General features: G+C 69.4%; 19 protein-coding genes. 12 read left to right on the plus strand and 7 right to left on the minus strand.

The features are described from left to right. The first annotated feature begins 36 nt into the window (after positions 1–36). The 3 genes from ACIRL2_RS21570 (at position 37) to ACIRL2_RS21580 (ending at position 5529) form a co-directional block, all read left to right on the plus strand. Positions 37–1869 (plus strand): HSP90 family protein, encoded by a 1833-nt coding sequence (locus ACIRL2_RS21570; protein ID WP_402234022.1) that lies wholly within the window; start codon positions 37–39, stop codon positions 1867–1869. 9 nt (positions 1870–1878) lie between these two features. Beyond that, positions 1879–4782, plus strand: coding sequence for a hypothetical protein (locus ACIRL2_RS21575; RefSeq protein ID WP_402234023.1), 2904 nt, complete (start codon positions 1879–1881; stop codon positions 4780–4782). A gap of 216 nt (positions 4783–4998) precedes the next feature. Next, positions 4999–5529: a pyridoxamine 5'-phosphate oxidase family protein gene (locus ACIRL2_RS21580; protein ID WP_402234025.1), complete on the plus strand. Its 531-nt coding sequence runs from the start codon at positions 4999–5001 to the stop codon at positions 5527–5529. A 113-nt stretch (positions 5530–5642) separates the two neighbouring features. Here the strand turns inward: ACIRL2_RS21580 and ACIRL2_RS21585 are convergent, their stop codons facing one another. Then, positions 5643–6107 carry a DUF6299 family protein gene (locus ACIRL2_RS21585; protein WP_395870616.1) on the minus strand — a complete coding sequence of 155 codons (465 nt, stop codon included), beginning with the start codon at positions 6105–6107 and terminating at the stop codon, positions 5643–5645. A gap of 220 nt (positions 6108–6327) precedes the next feature. Between ACIRL2_RS21585 and ACIRL2_RS21590 the strand changes: the two genes are divergently transcribed. Continuing rightward, entirely contained in the window at positions 6328–6618 is a 291-nt protein-coding gene (locus ACIRL2_RS21590) for a hypothetical protein (protein ID WP_395870618.1), read from the plus strand. Then, a complete protein-coding gene (locus ACIRL2_RS21595) occupies positions 6615–6860 on the plus strand; it encodes a hypothetical protein (RefSeq protein WP_395870620.1) in 246 nt (81 codons plus the stop codon). The genes ACIRL2_RS21590 and ACIRL2_RS21595 overlap by 4 nt, the downstream gene beginning before the upstream one ends. A 102-nt stretch (positions 6861–6962) precedes the next feature. Here ACIRL2_RS21595 and ACIRL2_RS21600 read toward each other — a convergent pair whose 3' ends face one another. Both ACIRL2_RS21600 and ACIRL2_RS21605 read right to left on the minus strand, forming a co-directional pair. After that, positions 6963–7145, minus strand: coding sequence for a DUF397 domain-containing protein (locus tag ACIRL2_RS21600; protein WP_395870622.1), 183 nt, complete (start codon positions 7143–7145; stop codon positions 6963–6965). Continuing rightward, entirely contained in the window at positions 7142–7966 is an 825-nt protein-coding gene (locus ACIRL2_RS21605; RefSeq protein WP_402234028.1) for a helix-turn-helix domain-containing protein, read from the minus strand. The genes ACIRL2_RS21600 and ACIRL2_RS21605 overlap by 4 nt, the downstream gene beginning before the upstream one ends. Positions 7967–8102: 136 nt before the next feature. On the opposite strand from ACIRL2_RS21605, the gene ACIRL2_RS21610 reads away from it, so the two are divergent. From ACIRL2_RS21610 to ACIRL2_RS21640, 7 genes are all read left to right on the plus strand, one after another. Further along, positions 8103–8597: a hypothetical protein gene (locus ACIRL2_RS21610; RefSeq protein ID WP_402234029.1), complete on the plus strand. Its 495-nt coding sequence runs from the start codon at positions 8103–8105 to the stop codon at positions 8595–8597. Between the two features lie 76 nt (positions 8598–8673). Next, positions 8674–9012, plus strand: coding sequence for a hypothetical protein (locus tag ACIRL2_RS21615; protein ID WP_402234030.1), 339 nt, complete (start codon positions 8674–8676; stop codon positions 9010–9012). Between the two features lie 247 nt (positions 9013–9259). Further along, a complete protein-coding gene (locus tag ACIRL2_RS21620; RefSeq protein ID WP_395870630.1) occupies positions 9260–9505 on the plus strand; it encodes a hypothetical protein in 246 nt (81 codons plus the stop codon). Beyond that, positions 9474–9992, plus strand: coding sequence for a DUF6879 family protein (locus ACIRL2_RS21625; RefSeq protein WP_395870632.1), 519 nt, complete (start codon positions 9474–9476; stop codon positions 9990–9992). Before ACIRL2_RS21620 ends, ACIRL2_RS21625 begins: the two co-directional genes overlap by 32 nt. A gap of 26 nt (positions 9993–10018) precedes the next feature. Continuing rightward, entirely contained in the window at positions 10019–10867 is an 849-nt protein-coding gene (locus tag ACIRL2_RS21630; RefSeq protein WP_395870634.1) for a helix-turn-helix domain-containing protein, read from the plus strand. A gap of 79 nt (positions 10868–10946) precedes the next feature. After that, positions 10947–11804, plus strand: a complete 858-nt coding sequence (locus tag ACIRL2_RS21635; protein WP_395870636.1) for an NDP-sugar synthase — start codon at positions 10947–10949, stop codon at positions 11802–11804. A gap of 38 nt (positions 11805–11842) precedes the next feature. Further along, complete coding sequence (locus ACIRL2_RS21640) at positions 11843–12685, plus strand: STM4013/SEN3800 family hydrolase (RefSeq protein WP_402234033.1); 843 nt, start codon at positions 11843–11845, stop codon at positions 12683–12685. A 278-nt stretch (positions 12686–12963) separates the two neighbouring features. Here ACIRL2_RS21640 and ACIRL2_RS21645 read toward each other — a convergent pair whose 3' ends face one another. The 4 genes from ACIRL2_RS21645 to ACIRL2_RS21660 all read right to left on the minus strand — a co-directional run bounded on the left by ACIRL2_RS21645 (position 12964) and on the right by ACIRL2_RS21660 (position 19678). Beyond that, the gene (locus ACIRL2_RS21645) at positions 12964–13455 is read right to left on the minus strand and encodes a GNAT family N-acetyltransferase (protein ID WP_395870640.1); all 492 of its coding nucleotides are present in this window, start codon (positions 13453–13455) and stop codon (positions 12964–12966) included. Positions 13456–14103: 648 nt separating this feature from the next. Continuing rightward, positions 14104–15939 carry an LCP family protein gene (locus ACIRL2_RS21650; protein ID WP_402234035.1) on the minus strand — a complete coding sequence of 612 codons (1836 nt, stop codon included), beginning with the start codon at positions 15937–15939 and terminating at the stop codon, positions 14104–14106. A 326-nt stretch (positions 15940–16265) separates the two neighbouring features. Then, positions 16266–17768: an LCP family protein gene (locus ACIRL2_RS21655; protein WP_402234037.1), complete on the minus strand. Its 1503-nt coding sequence runs from the start codon at positions 17766–17768 to the stop codon at positions 16266–16268. 155 nt (positions 17769–17923) lie between these two features. After that, the gene (locus ACIRL2_RS21660) at positions 17924–19678 is read right to left on the minus strand and encodes an LCP family protein (protein ID WP_402234039.1); all 1755 of its coding nucleotides are present in this window, start codon (positions 19676–19678) and stop codon (positions 17924–17926) included. Positions 19679–19746: the final 68 nt, after the last annotated feature.

The following is a 19746-nucleotide window of genomic DNA, read 5'->3' on the forward strand; positions in this document are numbered from 1 at the left end:
CGGCCGGCGATCCTGCCCCGAGGTGACGAAGTCCGCATGAACGACGCCGCGATAACCGCCGCAGACCACACCTTCCAGGTCGATCTGCGCGGTCTGGTCGACCTGTTGTCGCACCACCTCTACTCCAGCCCCCGGGTATACCTGCGCGAGCTGCTGCAGAACGGCGTCGACGCGGTGACCGCGCGCAGAGCCGCGGATCCCGAGGCGGACGCGGCGATCACCATCACGGTCGAGGACGGCGGCCTGCGGATCGCGGACACCGGCGTCGGGCTGACCGAGGCCGACGTGCACCGCTTCCTGGCGACCATCGGGCGCAGCTCCAAACGGGACGAGTTGGAGAGCGCCCGGCGGGACTACATCGGGCAGTTCGGCATCGGTCTGCTCGCGTGCTTCGTGGTCGCCGACGAGATCACCGTGGTGACCCGCTCGGCGCTGGTGGACGCGCCGCCGGTGGAGTGGAAGGCCGGCTCCGACGGCCGCTACACGGTCCGCGCGTTGGCCCGCGAGGAGCGCGAAGAGCCTGGCACCACGGTCTTCCTGACGCCGCGTCGGGGCAGCGAGTCCTGGTTCGCCCCGGAGCGGGTGATCGAACTCGCCCGCGACTTCGGCGCGTTGTTGCCGTACCGGGTCACCGTGGTGGCCGCCGGCGAGCACACGCCGATCACCGACACACCCGCGGTGTGGGATCGCCCGTACCCCACGGCGGAGCGCCGTCGGGCCGCGCTCGCCGCGTACTGCGAGAGCCGGCTCGGCTTCACCCCGCTGGACGTGATCAACCTGGACGTACCGCTCGCGGGGGTGCGCGGCGCGGCGTTCGTGCTGCCGGAGGCGGTCAGCCCGGCGATGCGCGGCAAGCACCGCGTGCACCTCAAGGGCATGCTGCTCACCGAGAACGCCGACGGGTTGTTGCCCGACTGGGCGTTCTTCGTGCGCTGCGTCGTGGACACCGACACGCTGCGGCCCACCGCGTCCCGGGAAAGTCTGTACGACGACGAGTCGCTGGCCGGCGTGCGGGACGCGCTCGGCGGGCACATCCGGGACTGGCTGGCGAACCTGGCCGCGCACGATCAGCCGCGGCTGGCCCGGTTCCTGAGTGTGCATCACCTGGGCGTGAAGGCACTCGCCCGGCACGACGACGAACTGCTGCGCCTGGTCCTGCCGTGGCTGCCGTTCGAGACCACGGACGGACGGATCGCACTCGACGAGTTCGCCCGTCGGCATCCGGTCGTGCACGTGACCTCGACCGTGGAGGAGTACCGGCAGGTCGCGCCGATCGCGGCGGCGGCCGGACTCGGCGTGGTCAACGGCGGCTACACCTACGACCTGGATCTGGTCCACCGACTGGCCGAGATCCGCCCGGGCACCACCGTCACCGAACTCGACCCGGACACCGTTACCGCGCACCTGGACTCGGTCGACCCGGCCGCCGAACTGGCCGCCGCGAGCTTCCTCGCGCACGCGCGGGCCGCGCTCGATCCACTCTCCTGCGACGTGTCGCTGCGCACCTTCCAGCCGGTCACCGTGCCGGCGCTGCTGCTGGACGGGCGGGACGCGCGCGGCGAGCGCGGGCGAGCCGAGGCCGAGCAGGACGCGGCCGGTCGCGGCGACGACCTGTGGTCGGGCATCCTCGGTTCGTTGCGCGGTCAGGGTCCGCGCGCCCAACTCGTGCTCAACCACCTCAACCCGCTGGTCCGCCGGATCGCCGGCCTCGATGATCCCGAACTGGCCCGGGCCGCGGTCGAAGGACTGTACGGCCAGGCTCTGTTGCTCAGCCACCGACCGCTCACCTCGGCCGAGACCGGCCTGCTCGGCCGATCCTTCCTCGGCCTGCTGGAGCGGGCCGTCCACCAGCCGAACCCCGCCGAATAGGAACCCTTGATGGAAATCCGTGACGACGCCGGGTTCTTCGCTGCCCTGGACGCGAACGAGGAACTGCCGTACGGCAAGGCCCGCACCGCCCGCGCCGAGGAACTGGTCGTGGTGGCCGAGCGGATGGGCAACGACGAAAACCTCGCGTGGGCGCTGCTGCGGCTGATCACCGCGTACAACTACGGCGGCGAGTCGCCGCGTACGCCGGTGCCGCTGTCCCGGCTGCTCAAGCTGTGGGACGAGCACCCCGAGGGCTTCGACGAGCAGTTGACCCACCATCTGTTCTGGGACCTCAAGTGGGTCACCAGCTCGCTGCTCTCGGTGCCCGAGGTGCCGCTGACCGCGATCCGCGGCTATCTCGCGGACATGGAGCGCCGCTACCGCACGGCGGGGCACAGCCCGCGTCCGGTGCACCAGAGCCGGTTCTACCTGGCCCGGCACGTGGGCGCGGACGCGGAGACCACCGAGGCGTTCGACGCGTGGCTGGCCGCCGACCGCGATCGACTCGCCGACTGCGACGCGTGCGAACGGCGGGAGCAGGCCCGCTGGTTGATCGCGCAGGGCCGGGACACGGACGCGCTGGAGCTGCTCGCGCCCACCCTGGACGGCGAGTTGACCTGCGCCGAGGAGCCGCAGGTCTCGCTGGCCACCTCGATGTTGCCGCTGGTGCGCGCGGGCGACCCGGATCGGGCGCGCGCCCACCACCTGCGCGGCTACCGGTCGGTGCGCGGCAAGGTGAGCACGTACGCGGCGGTCGCCGAGCACATCGAGTTCTGCGCGCTGACCGGCAACGAGGGTCGCGGCATCGAGATCCTGGCCGAACACCGCGCGTGGCTGGAGCGTCCGCAGAGCGACCCGTCCGATCACTCCGACTTCCTCGCCGGCGTCGCGGTGCTGCTGCGCCGGTTGGTCGCGGTCGCCGGGCCCGAGCTGGTGGTCTTCGAGGACACCTCGGCCGGCGCGCTGCGCGATACGGTCGAGCGCGAACTCTTCGCGATCACCGCACGCTTCGACGCGCGCAACGGAAACGACGCGGTGAGCTCGCGGGTGCGGCGCCGGCTGGCGGCCGTACCGGTGGCCACGTCGCTGCCGCTGGGGCTGCGTTCGGTGCGGGTGGCCGCGGCAACCGAGCCGGCCGCCCCGAGGAGCGCCGTCTCGGCCGCCGCCGATACCGCAGAACTGCTGTCCCACGCACAAGAGTTGGACGGGCAGGGACATCCCGGCTCGGAGGGCGCCTGGCGGGACTACGCGGCCGCCGCGCGGGAGCGGGGGCAGGACGTGGACGCCTTCGCGCTTGCCGCGATCGAGGAGGCGGACGGGGTCGAGCTGGTCGAGGAGGGCGAGTTCGCGGCCGGCATCGCGGCGCTGACCCGGGCCGCGGCCGGCTATCTCGCGGCGGACGCGCCCGGGCGGGCCGTGGGCGCCGAGGTACGCGTCGCGATGGCGCGGTTCCGGGCCGAGGAGGCGGACACGATCGAGCTGTTCGACGCTGCTCGGGACAAGGCCGCCACATTCCTGCCGGAGGACGCCGCCCCGCTCGCACTGGTCCTGCACCACCGGGTGATCGTTGCGCTGGCGAGCGAGGCGGAGGACGTCGACGACGTCCTCACCGAACTGCACGACCTCGGCCGCGAGCACGGGTTGAGGCACCGTCAGGCGGCGGCGCTGCACATCCGCGCCGAGCGGGCACTACAACAGGATCGTACGGCCGACGCCCTGGCCGATCTGAGCGCCGCCATCACGCTGTGCGGCGAGGCCGAACGGCCGTGGTCGGCCTGCCGACCGCTGTTCCTGCGCAGCCAGGTGCGGATGCAGACGGGCGATCCGGCGGGGGCCGAGGCGGACATGCGCGCGGCGCTGGAGAAGGCCGCGTTCTACGCCGAGCCGCAGTTCCCGGTCGGCCACGCGCTGACCATGCTGGCGAACGCCCTCGGCGCGCAGGAAAGGGCCGAGGACGCGCTGCCGTTCGCGCTGGAGGCCGCGCACGTCTTCGACGACGAGGGCGACGCGGAAATGGCGGCGGCATGCCGCAGGGGTGCCGTGAGCATGCTGTTCGGCCTGGGCCGGGACGCGGAGGCCGCGGCGATCCTGGAGGAGTTGCTGCCGGAGATCGAGGCGCAGCATGGTGCCGAGCACGCGATGCACGAACGGTGGGCGCTGGGCATGTGCCTGCGCCGACTCGGCGACGCCCGGGACGCGGCGAAGCATCTGTCGATGGCGGCCGAGGCCGCGACGAAGGTCGCCGATCGGGCGACGCAGGCGGAGCTCGCGGTGGCGGCGGCGCACGCGCTCGACGACGCGGGGATGGCGCCGCAGGCACAGGCGGCCTTCGGCCGGGCGATCGAACTGCTGCGCGCCGAGGGCGACGTACGCGAGACGGTCCGCGCGCTGCGCGCGAAGGCGTGGAACATCGCGGGCAACACGGACCGGGAGGACCCCTCGGGGGTGGACCGGGCGCTGGCGCTGTTCGGGGAGGCGTTGCGGGAGCTGGCGGGGGCCGGGGGCGGCGCGGACTCGGGTGCGGGTTCCGATGCGGACGCGGATGCGGGTGTGGGCTCGGGTGACGGGTCGGCGTCGGGTGTGGGCTCGGGGGACGACGTGGCGGCGATGATCGCGGTCGAGACGGCCGGTACGCATCACCAGCTCGCCCACCTGCTGGCGCGCGCCGACCGGCTGCATCCGGCGCTGGACGCGGCCGATCGGGCGGCGATGGCATACGTGCCGCTGCTGCCGGAGGAGGGCGACGGGTATGTGGATGCCGTGCAACTGGCCGCGCGGATAGAGGCGTTCGGGCTGGAGCAGCGGCAGACGGCGGTGAACCGGTTGACCGCGGCGCTGTCGGCCTGCGCGGCTGCGGACTTCCAGGCGGTCCAAGACCTCAGGGCGTTGCGGAACGAGCTGGCGAAGAACTGAGCCGCGGAGGCCGGCGGGCGGGTCACGACGGAACCCGCCGCCGGTCTCCAGCCTCCCGGTGCCTGTCGTGTTCGGGCCGGGCGGTCCGATTGTGTACCCGAACGGATGAGGATTCATGACGCGGGATGTCAGGGATCCGGGTCGATCATTGACTGGTCGGCGTTCGTGATGGCGTGAACCGGGCGCCGCGGACGGATTCGGATAGGCAAGGACCCCATGCGCGAAACTCCGGAAGATCTGAAAGAGCTTCAGTCCCTCCTCGACGCCTCCCTCTCCCGCTCCACCACACATCTGCGCTCGATCATCAACCGCGAGCGCACCTTGACCGCGGAGCAGCTCACCCGGACTCTCACCGGCATGTGCACCCTCGCCCTGTCCACCGTGACGGCGAAGGGCGAGCCGCGGATCAGCGGCGTGGATGGGCACTTCCTGCGTGGCAAGTGGCACTTCGGCACGGCGCGCGACGCCGCCAAGGCGCGCCACCTCGCGGCGCGCCCCGCCGTCAGTGCCGCGCACATGCGCGGTGAGGAACTGGGCGTGTTCACGCACGGCAGGGTGGAGATCCTCAACCCTCGGGAGGGCGCGCCGGCCGCGGATTGGCCGGACCTGCTGGCGTACTTCAAGGACTTCTACGGCGACGACTTGTTCGACTGGGACAACGAGGTGGTCTACTACCGGCTGCATCCGCACTGGATGACCGTCTACGCCGCCGACGTCGCGAAGCTCACCGCGACGCCCGGGTCCTGATACGCGCCGGTCCCGATAGCGCCGGAACCGCCACCCATGCCGGGTGGAAGGGGTGGTCCCGTCGCCCGGAGCCCCGCGACGTGGCTCCGGGCGTCGGGTCGCCGGGCGTACCGCTAGATCGCCTTGACCGCCACGTCGCGGGCGTCGTGCGCGAGGATGTTCGGGAGGAGCGGGATCACGCCCTCGCCGGGCGCGAGTTCGAGCAGGGTGGCCTCGCCGCGCGCGGCGCCGGGGTGGATGTCGATGTAGGGCTGTCCGGTGCTGCGCCAGGTGTGTCGGGCGCCGTCGCACGTGGCGACGCTGCCGCCGACGGAGGCGTGCCGACCGTCCTGGTCCACCTGACCGCCGACCAGCACGGTCCCGGCGTGGTGGGGGGTGCATCGGTAGGTGCCGGAGAGTGTGATCGTGCCGTCGGCCGCCACCCACACGGTGGAATCGATGGTGACGTGGTCACCCCCGGCGCGCGCGGCACCGATCGGGAGCGTATGCGCCTGTGCGGCCACGGGAGCGAGCGCGAGCACGAGGCCGGCGAACCCGGCGGACAGAACCGTGGCCGTACGGCCGGCAGTGATGATCATGCCGTCGCCAACGATCCCGAATCCGAAAGGTTTCGGCCGTGCGTACGGAGGGGGGATCGCCGGGGATCCCACTCCGTTGCCGTCCATGGGCACAGGCCGACCTCACCGGCGCTGGGCCGGAGCCGGTGTGCTTCGATACGCCGGTGCCGGCGGCTGCCGGCCCTCGCGGGTTGGGCGCACACTGGTGCGTGTCATCAGGCCGTCGCGAAGGAGAAGCGTCATGACCCGGCACGTGCTCACGACTCACATAGGGGGGCGGGAGGTGGCCTTGCCCGGCACGATTGCCGACATCCGCGAGGCCTTGCCCGAAGCGTTGCGTGCCGACTTCGAGCGCGAGATCGAGTCCGCCTCGGCCGATGAGCTCTTCGGGGTGATGGCGAGCTGGGCGCTGCGCACGCCACAGGCCCAGGATCCGGACGAGGACGCCTTGGCAGAGCGGCTCAAGGCCGGGGACATGACCGGGATGAAGTACGCCGACGAACTGGACGACGCCTATCGGAGTACGGGATGAGCTATCGCGTCGCTTACACGCCGGATGCCGAAGTCGAACGCGCGCACCTCGCGCCCGAGCGCCGCAAGCGCTTCGATGCCGGAATGACCGGGATGGCAGCCGACCCGTACGCGCACGGTTCGACGCTGGGCGGCGATCGAGACCGTCGTGAGGCGACCGTGGCCGGTGTGGCGTTCATCCGCTACGTCGTGAGTGCCGCAGTCGTCACGGTGACCGTGGTCAAACTCGTACCTGCCCCCTGACACGACGCGAGCCCACAATCGCATGGCCATCGGCGATGCCGTCACTCGATGCGACCCAAGACGGCACCGACGCGTCAGCGCCGGGCCGTCTCCGATAAGCCGCTAGTCCCGCAGAGCGCGCAGCATTTCGCGCCAGGCGGCCGGGGCGATCTCCAGGTGGCCGCGCCGGCGGTCCTTGGTGTCGCGGATGCCCGTGGAGGCCGGGAGGGGGGCCACCTCGACGCAGGAGTCGTTGCCCGTGGATCGACTGGCCTTTCGCCACGCGTACGCGTCGATAGTGCTCAAAGCGCATCCAATCTGCTCTGGATCAAGCGCTGTGACTCGTCTTCGGGAAGCGACGCCGAACGCAGATAGTCCAGGTTCCGTCGGTGCCGTCGAACGGTCCGCTCGTCCTTGATGATTTGTGATCCACTTTCCCACTCGGCGTGTGCGGCTGCCGTATCGGGGGCGGGCAGTTCGAGCACTGTCACTGCCCCCAGGAACGGCCGTGCCGTAGCGCTCGATGGCACGATTCTCAGCCGTACATGGTCGAGTCGGCTCAGGTCCAGCAAGTACTGCAACTGCTCTTGCAACGCTACCTGTCCGCAGAAGCTGGTGAAAAGCACCGCCTCGGACAGCGTCACCGATAGGGGGGTGTCGCCGGACGCGACCATCTGCGCCCGGTGCAGTCGAACCTCCAGAAGCATGTCCGCGTCGTCGGGGTCGGGCACGAACGGTGTCTGCACGAGCATGGCGCGCGCATAGCCTGCGGCCTGGAGCGGTCCTGGAACAACCGTCGACGCAACTTCCAGGGCGGTTGCCTTCGCCTCCAGAAGGATCAAATCCTCGTAGGCCCGGGTGAGTACCTCCGCGTACTTCACCCACCACTGATCCGGCTCGCGCACTACGCCGAGCGCCCGGTCGAGTCGCATCCGGGTCACCGGGGAGAGCTGCAAAATGTCGGCCAGCACGGCCAGTTGCTCCGGCCTGATAGGTGTCACCCCGGTCTCCAGCCGAGACTGTGAGCCCTCGGCCCACCCCGCGCGCTGCGCCACGCGCGCCATGGGGAGCCCCGCCTCTCGCCGAAGTCGTCGTAGTTCGGCACCCACTTGCGCGGGAGTATGCATTGCGCCTCCGGTTCACCCACCTGGCCCCGATCATTACGAACGGTACATGGAAGGTTGCCGTAAGTCACCTTGCATGTCAGCGTTGATGCCACGGGTGCTCGCCTCTCCGTGAACGTCGTCGGCTGTGTGGGAGCGGGTGGAGCACGCCGCCATCCGTGGGGCGAAAGGTGCCGCCATGCGTCACATCCGGCCGGACCCATCAACCAGAACATCCGCTCGCCCCGCCGAAGGGGTATGGATCCGCGACGGGCGCAGCGGACTGTGCGGGATCTGCGAATCGACCACCACGCAAACCGTGTTCGCCCGCACGCTCGCCGGCACGCCGTTCACCGCGCGCCGCGACGACGTGTGCGTTCTCTCGCCCGACGCGGCGAACGAGGCCGTACACACCCCGCCCATCACAGCAATCACGAAACACAGCAAGGGAGTTCAGATGAGCCACCTGCCACAAGTACGCGAAGGGCACACCGTCGAGCACGTCGACGAGAGACTTCGTGGGGAGTATCCGGCGGGTCGGGTCGTGCTCACCGGAGTCGGCATGGTCTCGGTGCAGCCCGCCAACGGCGCGCCGAAATGGACGGTCGACCGCTACGACGTGCGGCACCTCGACGAAGACCAGCAAGCCGATTGATCCGCAGGTGGGCGGGTGCTCGATTCCAGGCGAAGCCCGCCCACCTGCAACACCACCGATCTCGAAGGACGGCAAGGTGCATCACGAACACTACCGAGTCCCGCCCGAAGGGCACCCGGGCGACGAATCACGCGAGTTGGGCATCGGCGCACGGGTCCGGCACGCAAATCCGAAGCTGCGATCCACCTACCCGGACGGCTACGTGGCCCGCATGCCCGGTCCGACCGGACCCCCACACGTACTCGTCCAGCCACACGGCCGCCCCGCCGGCACGGATCAATACCGCCTGCCACCCATCGACCTGACCCTGGCCAACCCGACCGACATCCTCACCTCGGCATACCTGTCGGCCGCGCTACGCAGGTTGGCGCACGTGGTCCGGACCGAACAATGCGCGCAGGACGAAGCCCCCTGACCACCGGACCCAACCCGCCCCGAACTCCGGCGCCTCGAAAGCCGTTTAACGCCGCCACCTCCCACCGGTCGAACAACCCAACCGCACCATCAGTCCCCGGCCGACCCATCTCGGCCGGGGACGCTCGACGCCCGACGGATCGCCGAAGCGCGCATCGGCCCCTGCCCAACTTGGGAAGGGTTCGTGCCGTCGGTGCAGGGCACAGGTCGTGCAACAAGTCGCAACATCCTCGACGTCGGAGGCAACGATGGCTCTACTCTTCTTCGGCAAAGACCCCGACACGGACGAGGACCACTGTCCGACCGTCTGGGTGGACGACGTGAGCGCGGATCTTGTTCTTCAGGGTTGGAAAGCGGACGGCGCGACCGAGAAGAAGTGTCTGGTGACCGGCCCGATCCCGGACACCGAGGCGGTCATCCGCATCCCGGCCCGCATGGTGCCGCAGATCAGGAAGGCGTGCGATGCCGCAGAACGCTCAGCCCAGCTTCGCTGACGTCATCCGGAACACGGACCACTCGGCGGTCCACTTGGAGATGCGCGACGGCTACGGCGACAACGAGCGATTTGCCGCGTGGCGGCGTGGAGAGCGGATCGACTGGGACAACCGGGCGTCGTGGTGGCGCGGATTCCACGATCAGGTCACCGGGGCCATCGCACGAGGGGTATCCATCCGCCGAGTCCGCATCGTCAGTGAGCCGGTCTCGGAATACATTCGCTGGGAGCACTACATGACCCGGGCCAACCTCGCCGTCGGCGAGCAAGTCAGATGGGTTCCCCGGCGTCTCGCTTGCGATCTCGTGGTCCCTTGTAATGACTTTTGGCTGTTTGACGACCGACTGGCGAGGGTCCACCACTTCGCAGGCGACGGTTCCCTTGTCGAGGACGAGTTCAGCTCCGAGCCGCATCTCCTGAAAGTGTTCGCCGCGTCGTTCGAAACCGCCTGGGAGCGCGGCATCCCGCATGAGGAGTATCAGCTCTGATCGTCTCGTAGCCCATCGGTCGGCACATGCCCTCGTCCCCGTTCTCCAGCGCCCAGGCCGCCCGCGAGTCCGTGGCGGCGCGGCTCAGGGATCTGCGTCTGGACGCCGACCTGACGATGCAGGATCTGGCTGATCGGTGTGACTGGAGCAAGGCAAAGACCTCGCGCATCGAGGCTGCGAAAACCACCCCGTCCGATGCCGACCTCCGGGCCTGGTGCTCGGCCTGCGGCGCCGAGGGACAGGCACCCGACATCATTGCCGCATCTCGCTCCGCCGACTCGATGTACGTCGAGTGGCGACGGATGCAGCGTACGGGTCTACGCAGACTCCAAGGGGCCAACGCTCTGCTGTACGAGCGGACGAAGGTGTTCCGCATGTATTGCTCCAGGGTCGTGCCCGGGCCCCTCCAGACCAAGGACTACGCCCACGCTCTTCTGTCGCTGATCGCGGACTTCCGTAATCTGCCCGACGATGTCAGCGCGGCCGCAACGGCTCGCGTGGACCGGTCGCACATCATCCGTGACGGCCACCACCGCGTCATCATGCTGGTCGAAGAGGACGTACTCACCCAGCACATCGGCGACGACTTCGTGATGGCCGGCCAACTCGGCCACCTCCTGACGGCCATGTCCTACCCCGCCGTCTCGCTCGGCATCATCCCTCGATCTGCATCCAGAGCGATGTGGGGACCGGAGACGTTCACGATGTTCGATGACAGGCGGGTCCACGTCGAATTGCTTGCCGCGAAGGTCACCGTGACGACGCCGACGGAAGTCGAGATCTACCACCGGGCCTTTGCCCGCCTCTCCGGCATGGCGGTGTACGGCCCCCGCGCTCGGACTCTGGTCGTCAGGGCGATCGACGCCCTCGGCTGATTGCCCTGCAACAACCTGCAACAACGTGGACCGGCAAGTTCCCTGTTTCGTAGCGTCTTTGTCGAGGCGGTTCCTCGCGGTGAGCAGGACATCCCTCGACCGGGTGAAGGGGCCGCGCCGTTGCATCGACTACTGCCACGATGCCGCGACAGCACCAGAGTCGTTCCGCAAGACCGAAGGGGCATGGATGGATACGTCCGGCGTTACGCAAGCGCTGATCCTGGCGGGCGGACAAGCCACCCGTATGAGGCCCTATACCGACGATGCCCCCAAAGCCATGGTCCCTGTCGCCGGCACACCGATCATCGGTCATCAACTGCTGTGGCTCGCCGCATATGGTGTGAAGAGCGTCGTTGTCTCCGGTGGTTACAAGGCGGAGGTGATCATCGACTACGTGGGCGACGGCTCGCGGTTCGGTGTCGAGGTCACATACGCAATCGAAGACGAGCCGCTGGGTCGTGGTGGTGCTCTCAAGTACGCGGCGCGGCAACTGGTCGACACGGAAGCGCCGTTCTTCGTCCTCAACGGCGACGTTGTCAGTGCGTTCTCGCCGGCTGATCTCGCCGACTTCCACCGGCGTCGCGACGGAGCCGTGACCGTCGCGCTGTCCCCGTATCGCTCCAATTGGGGTGTGGCGGACCTTGACGAGCAAGACCGCGTCAGGGGCTTCGTCCAGTCCCCGGAACTGCCCTACTGGGTCAACGCGGGCATCTACGTCTTCGACCCGGACGTGATCTCGCTGCTGCCCGACAACGGAGATCACGAGGACAACACCTTTCCGCAGCTTGCCCGAGAGGGCCGCCTCATGGGCTACCGGCTGTCGGGCTACTGGCGGGGTATCGACACCGTCAAGGACGTCATGGACGCGTCCAGGGAATGCCGCGACTCCGGATCCATCCCGGCCGCCGAGTTCCGCACCACCGATATCGACATCTAGGCCCCAGCCCGCAGGACTCCTGACCGGAGAGGGAGACCATGATCAACGGCAACGAGGTCATCCCAAGTCATCACGTCCTGTTCGTCACGTTCGATTCGCTGCGCTACGACGTGGCGCGGGCCGTCCTCCACGGCGGACGCAGCCCCAACCTCGAGCGCGTCCTGCCTGACGGACTGTGGGAAGAACGACGAACTCAAGGCTCGTTCACCTTTCCTGCGCACATGTCGTTCTTTTCCGGCTTCCTTCCGGTTCCCTCCGGTCCGGGCCGCCCTGGCAGGCTCTTCGCCTGTCACTCCATGCGCGGAACCACCATCCACGAGCGGACCTACGTCTTCGACGCTCCGGACATCGTCAACGGTCTGGCCGGACTCGGCTACCGCACCGTATGTATCGGGGGGGTCGGCTTCTTTTCCAACCAGACCAAGCTGGGCCGGGTTCTGCCCGGCCTGTTCCAAGAGAGTCACTGGAGTCCACGGACCGGCGCCGACGAGCCCGAATCGACACGGCACCAAGTGGACATCACCTTGGCGGCACTGCGCGATCAACCCGCCGACAAGCCTCTGTTCCTGTTCCTGAACATCTCGGCCACCCACACACCGACTCACGTGTATCTGCCCGGAGAGACAGCGGACTCCTGGGAAAGCCAGTGCGCAGCCCTCGGCTACGCCGACAGGCACCTGGGTCGACTTCTCGACGCGCTTCCCGGCCACGGATCGTGGCTCGCCCTGTTCTGCGCCGATCACGGCGAGGCATACGGCGAAGACGGCTACACCGGGCACGGCATCGCGCATCCCTGTGTCTGGACCGTCCCTTACGCCGAGACCATCATCCCTGGCCGGCCACCCGAAGGACGGCCATCTGTGGCACCGAAAGCCGTTTGATGCCGACAGGCTCTTCGCCCGGTGGAGCCGACCACACTGCGATCCCCCGGCCGAAGCCTCTCGGCCGGGGGATCGTGGCGCTCCGCGCGTCGCCCGTGCGGACCAGGGGGCCTACTTCGGCAGGTTCCGGGCCATCACGATGCGCCGGACCCGGTTGGTGCCCTCGTGGATCTGCATGATCTTGGCGCCGCTCATTGTTCGGGGCGAGAAGGATGTGGTGCGGGTGGTTGTGGTCGCTGGGGGAGGCGGGCCGGGTTGACGGGTGGCTTCGGTGGGGGTCAGTCCACGTCCAGAGTCGCCTCGATGGTGTCGCCGTTGGCGTCGGGTTCGGGGCGGTGGCGAAGTTCGGCGCCGCCGGTGGTGAGGAGGCGTTGGGCGGCGGTGTTCGTGTCGGTCGTACTGGCCACGATGCGGCTCGCGCCCTGGGTCTTGGCTTCGGCGCGGAGGAGGGCGACGACGGCGTGGCCGACCCCTTGGGCCCGGTGCGAGCGGCCGATCCACAGGCCGGCCTCCAGGGCGCCGTCCGGGGTCGGTTGGAGACGGGCGGCGCCGACCACCTGCCCGGCGACCAGGATCGCGTATGTGGTGGGGGTGGCGGCCCACTCGTGATGGAAGGCCAGGAAGGCCGCGCGGCGGTCGGCGGTCCAGCCGGGTGGGCCGGGTACGGCCGGCATCACCTCCGACGGGTCCGCGTCGGTCACCGCGGTGTCCAGGAGGGCGGCCAGCAAGTCTTCGTTCAAGCGGCGCAGTTGCACCCGTGCGTTGTCCACCCCCGGAGCCTCTCCACCACCACACACCCCCGTCAAACCCATAGGCTCCCCACGACGCGCATCGCAGCCGCGCGGCAACTCGTCCGCACCGGCCGGCCGATCCGAGAGACGCGTCTTGCCCGCCCGTGCTTGCCGACGGGACGCCTCAAGCCGGTGCCTCCGAAACGAGCCGCGCCTGTCGAGTCGGCTCGGCTCGACGTCCGAAACGAGCCGCGCCTATCGAGTCGGCTCGGCCCGACGTCCCGGCCATCTGATGCGCCCGTGCGTTGGTCGATGGCGCGCATTCCGATCGGCGTCCTGGACTTGCCCACCGGCGGGACTTCGCCAGGCGTTTTTGCAGCCGGCCGCGCCTTCGCTCGCCCGGCAACTCGGCTGCGCCCGGCCGTAGTTCGCACTGCGAGTCGAAATCGACCCGGCATTTCCGGAACGAGCCGTGTCGGCTGCCCCGTTCGTGGCGGCCGGACTCCGTGCCGCCCCGATCGCGGACCTGCCGTGACCGCGTCCTTCCGGAGCGCCCCCCTTGCAACCGCCCGCCTTGACGGCACCCGCCACCGGCAACCCGCCCCCGGCGTTCGCAAAGGGCAACGGCCGCCCGCCTGCCCTCCGTTCGGGAGGGAAGCGGGCGGCCGTCGGGGGTGTTGCGGTGGGTTACCTGTTCTTCTTGGGTGCGCAGACGTTCTTGTCCGCCGTCTCCAGGTCGATGTTCTTCGGGGGTTCGGTCGGCGCGGTCGTCACCGGGGGTGGGGCCGCGGTGGGGTAGTCCTTGCCGATCAGGACCTCGAAGCGGGTGAGCGTGGTCGAGGTGCTCTCGATCAGCGCGCCGTCACCCAGGCCCGTCGCGGCGGCCAGGGCCTTCGCGGCGTCCAGGCGGCCCTTGGGATACGTGATCCTGCTGGTCGGGTGGATCTTGCCGTCCCGTGCGTTGCCGGAGGCGACCGCGACGAACTTGCGCCCGGCCAGGTCGGCCGCGACCTCGTTGGCGCGCTTGTTGACACCGCTGCCGTTGCGTACGTCGACCTTGACCGTGGTCGGGTCCACCTTCGGCGGTTCGGGCGTCGTCTGCGCCGGCGGTGTGTCGGCCGCGGGCTTGTCGTCCTTGGTGACGGGCGTGTCCGTGCGCAGCATCGCCATCAGGTTGTTGGCCTCGGGCTGCTTGGGCTGCACCTTGGACTTGGCCATCGGCGGGTATTCCTCGATCGGCAGCGTGGTGAACGCCATCCGCTTCTCGGGGACCTTCTTCAACTGGTTGCCCAGCGAGATCAACTTGTCCACGCCGCCCAGACCCCGGTCCACGGTCAGCGACTCGACCGCGATGTTGGCGATCTTGAACATGCCCTCGACGTTGGTCAGCGACGCGCTGTTCTTCAGCTTGCGGGTGAGCGCCATCAGGAACGCCTTCTGCGCCTTGATCCGGGCCAGGTCGCTGCCGTCGCCGAAGGCGTGCCGCGCGCGCAGGAACTTGAGCGCGGTCTCGCCGCTGAGGTTCTGGTCGCCCGCGTCGAGCTTGAGGTCGGTGCCGCCCTGCTGGTTCGGCAGTACCGGGTCGTTGATCGGCTCGGAGATGCACATGTCCACGCCGTTGACGGCGTCGGTCATCTTCTTCACGCCGGTGAAGTCGATCATGATGTAGTGGTCCACCTGGACCCCGAGCATCTTGTCGACCGTGGACACCGTGCACGGCGGACCGCCGTTGGCCAGGCTCTCGTTGAACGACTGCGGCCCGTTGGACGCCGGGTACGTCTTACCGTCCACGACGCACTTGGGTATCTGCACCATCGTGTCGCGCGGGATGCTGACCAGCGTCGCGTTGCTGCGGTCGGCCGAGACGTGCATCAGGATCGTGACGTCGGCGAGGCCCTCGGTGTGCTCGGACGCGCCGTACTTCTTGCCGAGACCCTTTCGGCTGTCGTTGCCGATCAGCACGATGTTCAGCGGCTTGCGCCCGAACGCGTCCTCCTCGGCCTTGGGGATGCCCTCGCTGCCCGCGTTCTTCGCGGTGGTGTTTATCTTGCTGTCGAGGTACTTGATGTAGCCGTACGCGCTGCCGGCCAGCACCACCAGCAGGCCCACCACCGAGATGGCGATCCACTTGAGCCGCTTCTTGACCTTGCTCTTGGGCGGTCCCTCGCTGCGCGCGCCGTTCCGGGCTCCCGCGCGCCCGGTGGGTGCGCTGCCCGCGCGGTCCCGACGCCGGGGCGGGTCGTCACCGGCGCCCTGACCCGAGGCGGCGGCCACCGCCGACGGGCGGCGCCTCTCGGGGATGGCCGCCCGCGAGCGCGGCCCGGAGGTACCGGGGCCGTCCGTACCGGCCCCGGCACCGGATCCACCGCCGGATCCATTACCGGCGCCGCCCGGTGCCCGCAGCTCGAAGCTGCCGGTGTCCGGGTTCATCACCCACATGTCCGCGACGTCCGCGTCGTCCATGCCGCCCAGGGGATCGTTGTCCCCGGGCGCGCCGCGGTGCGGCCCGTTCCCTCTGTTCACGCCGAGATCCCCTCCGGCTGTACCCGCCGCACGGTCCCCCCGGCTGTGCGCGGTTTCATGGGCGACACCGGGGTTCCGGAGGCATCCGCACGGAACCCGACGGTGGTACGTGATGGTCGGTATGGAAGCAGCCACCATAACCGGCGAGTTCTTGCCATGGTCACAGAGACTGCGAAGTCCTGACGCTCGGATCATCGGAAAAGGTACAAACACCCTTCAGTGATTGTTCCGGATCCGTCGTCGTTCGATCGTCGTTCGATCGATGGGGGTCGCGGACGAACGCTTTCGCGCGAATGCCACCACGACCCCCCTCGAACGTGCAAGCGCTACTTCTTGCGCGGTGAGGCGCATTTCGTGTTGTCGGCCGTCTCCAGGTTCAGGTCGGCGGCCTTGGGCGGTTCCGGCGTCCGGTCGGGGCCGGCGGTCGTCGAACTCTTCGGGGTGCCGTCGTCGGTGCCCGTTCCCGGGAGATCCGCGCCGATCAACAGCTTGATGGTGGTGTCGCCGGGACGAGCCGCCTCCAGTGCGGTCTCCGGCAGGCCCAGGGCGGTCGCGATCGCCTTCGCCTGGTCCTGGCTGCCCTCGGGGTAGGTGATCCGACTGTTGGCGTGTTCTCGCCCATCCGGCATCGTCGTACCCGAAGTGGCCTTGAAACCTTGGCGCTTGAGGTTCTCCACCACCGGGGTGATCCGCCTCTTGGTGGTTCCGGTGTCCACCGTCACCCTGATCCGCGCCGCGTCGCCGGGCGAGATCGTCGCCGGCGGGGGCGGCGTCGTGGTCACCGGCGCGGGCGGCGGAGTGCTCGCCGCGTCGCCCTGGGTCAGCGGCCGGTCCGCCCGGATCGTGGCCCACAGATCGTCCGCGGCCGGACGCCTGGGCTGGACCTGGTCCGGAGCCGGCCGATAGGTCTCGGTCGGCAGGGTGGTGAACGCCATGCGTTTGTCCGGCACCTTCTTGATCTCGTCGGCCAGGTCGATCAGCTTGTCCACGCCCGCCAGGTCGTTGTCGACCGTCAACGCGCTGACCGCGCTGTTCGCGATCCGGAACATGCCGTCCACGTTGGTCAGCTTCGCGTTGCTCTTGAGTTCGCGCGCCAGCGCCATCAGGAAGACCTTCTGCGCCTCGATCCGGGCCAGATCGCTGCCGTCGCCGAACGCGTGCCGGGCACGCAGGAATTGCAGCGCGTCGTCGCCGCTCAGCGTGTTCGGGCCGGCCGGGAGCTCCAGTCCGGTACCTCCGCGCGAGCCGGACAGGACCGGGTCGTGGATCGGCGCGTCCAGGCAGATCGGCACCCCGCCGACCGCGTCGGTGAGATCCCGGACGCCCTTGAAGTTCACCTCGATGTAGTGGTCGGTGCGGACCTGGAGCATGCGGTCCACGGTGGCGACCGTGCACGACGCGCCGATGCTGCGGAAGCTGTCGTTGAACTGGCCGAACCGGGCCTCGGTGACCTTCTTGTCCTTGCCCTTGCCGATCTCGCAGCGTGGGATGTCGACCATCGTGTCGCGCGGGATGTTCACCAGTGTGGCGTTCGAGCGGTCGGCGGACAGGTGCATCAGGATCGCCACGTCGGCGAGCCCCTCGTGGCCCTCCGCGCCGTAGCGCCGCCCCTCGCCGACCCGACTGTCGTTGCCGATCAGCAGGATGTTCATCGGACTTCGGCCCTGCGCGTCCTTCGGCGCGGCCGGTGGTCGATTCTCCTTGTCGGCGGTGATCTGGGTGTGGTGCAGCTTGCCGTTCAGATACTGGATGTACCCGTAGGCGCTGCCTGCCAGGACCACCAGGATGCCGACCACGGAGATCGCGATCCATTTCAGGCGCTTCTTCACGGTGCTCTTTCTGCGTATGCCCCGCCGGCCGGGTGCCGCAGGCTCCCCGACCTCCGTATCCGCGTCCGTGCCCATGTCTCGCGTCCCCTCCGGCAACGTGCCGGATCACCGCCGATCGACGGCGGCCCGGCCCTCCCTGATGCGGTGTCGATGAATCAGCTCGCGCACACGTCCTGTTCCGCCGTTCGTCCCGAGACGGTGACGATCGGACTCGTGTCCGCGGCCGGCGTCGGCTTGGCCGACGGGGTACCGCCGCTGGTCGAAGGGGGATTCTCCGTGGAAGCCGACGAGGACGGAGCGGAGGTCGGCGCCTCGGTGCCGGTCGAGCGCTTGCCCGTCGGCTTGCCGGCGCCGCTCGAACTCGGCGCGCTCGGCGTGAGCGTCACGCGCTCGCCGTTCTCGTCGATGGTGGTGCGGGCGGACGCCGGCGGTGTCGCCGACTGCTCGATCCGCACCTCGCCGTTGTTCTCGAAGCCGTTCTCGTCCTTGCCGCTGACCGCGGTGCCGACCGCGACCCGGTCGAGGCGGATCGCGTCGAACAGTCGGTCCGCCTGCGGCTGGACCAGTTCGTCGCGGTCGGTGTCGAGCCGGTACGGCTGCCGAGGCACGGTCAGGAACGCGACCTTGTCGTTCGGGATTCCCTTGATGCTGTCGGACAGGGCCATCAGCTCCTTGAGCGAGCTCAGTCCCGGGTCGGCGGTGATCGACCGGGTTCCGGCGTCGAGGAGGTTGTACAACTTCCACGGCTGGGTCAGCATGTCGCCGACCTTGACCTTCTTAACGAGCGCGGCCAGAAAACGCTGCTGCCGGGTCATCCGCTGGGTGTCGCTGCCGTCGTCCACGTTCTTGCGGGCGCGGACGAAGCCGAGCGCCTGCTCACCGTCGAGCTTCTGCTTCCCGGCGGGCAGGTCGAGCTTGGCGGCGGTGTCGCGCATCGGCTTGCTCAGGCACACCTCGACGCCCTCGACCGCGTCGACCATCTCCTTGAAGCCGGCGAAGTCGATCACGATGTGGTGGTCGACCCGAATCCTGGTCATCTGCTCGATGGTCTTGATCGTGCAGGCCGCGCCGCCGATCTCGAACGCGTGGTTGAACTGGTCGCGGTAGGCCCGCGACTTGCTGCCGTCCGGGCGCACGCAGGAGGGGATGTCGACCATCAGGTCACGCGGGATGCTGACCGCGACCGAGCTCTTCCGGTCGGCGGCGAGGTGCAGCAGGATCGTCGTGTCGGAGCGCTTGGTGCCCTCGCCGATGTCGCCGTACTGCTTGTTGTCGCCGGTGCGGTCGTCCGAGCCCATCAGCAGGATGTTCGCCGCGTCGTGCGCGACGACCTGTGGGCGCTCGGCCTCCGGTCCCAGCTTCGCGGTCAGGTCCTCGGTGGTGATGTTGCCGTCCAGCTTGCGGTACAGCGTGTAGACCACGACGCTGCCGGCCACCAGGCACAGCGCGACGGTGACGGTGACGCCGATCAGGACCCGCTTGTACACGCGCCGGCGCCGATTGCGGCGGGCGAGCCGATCGGGGGCCGCGGCGTCGCCGGCGGCGGCCATCGCGGCGAGGGGCTCCGCCGGGTCGGTGGGGGTCGGCGGGTTCGGTACGGCCGGCGGCTCGGCCGCCTGGGCGGCCTGTTCGGGAACCCCCGTGCCCGGTTCGGCGGCGGCCGGCCCGGCCGCGCTCGTGTCGTCGGTGCCCGGCTCGGGCGTGCCGGCCCCGGGCGCGCCGGTCTCGGCGGTACCCGGCTCGGCCTCGGCCCGCTCGGCCGCGCCGGCCTCGGCCGACGCCTCCGCAGCAGGTGCGTCCGCCGTCGGCGGGGCCGATATCTCGGCTTCGGTCGGAGCCTCGGGCGCCGTTTCCGGGCTCGCGTCCCGACCGGGTTCGGCCTGCTTGCCGGCCCGTTCGCTGTCACTCACGTCGTGTCTGCTTCTTTCCCCAGGGCGCCCAACGCCGATCAAGAGCGACGAACCGCGCGTAGAGCGGC

Origin of the sequence: Embleya sp. NPDC127516 (genome assembly GCF_044765325.1) — a bacterium.
GTDB lineage: Bacteria > Actinomycetota > Actinomycetes > Streptomycetales > Streptomycetaceae > Embleya.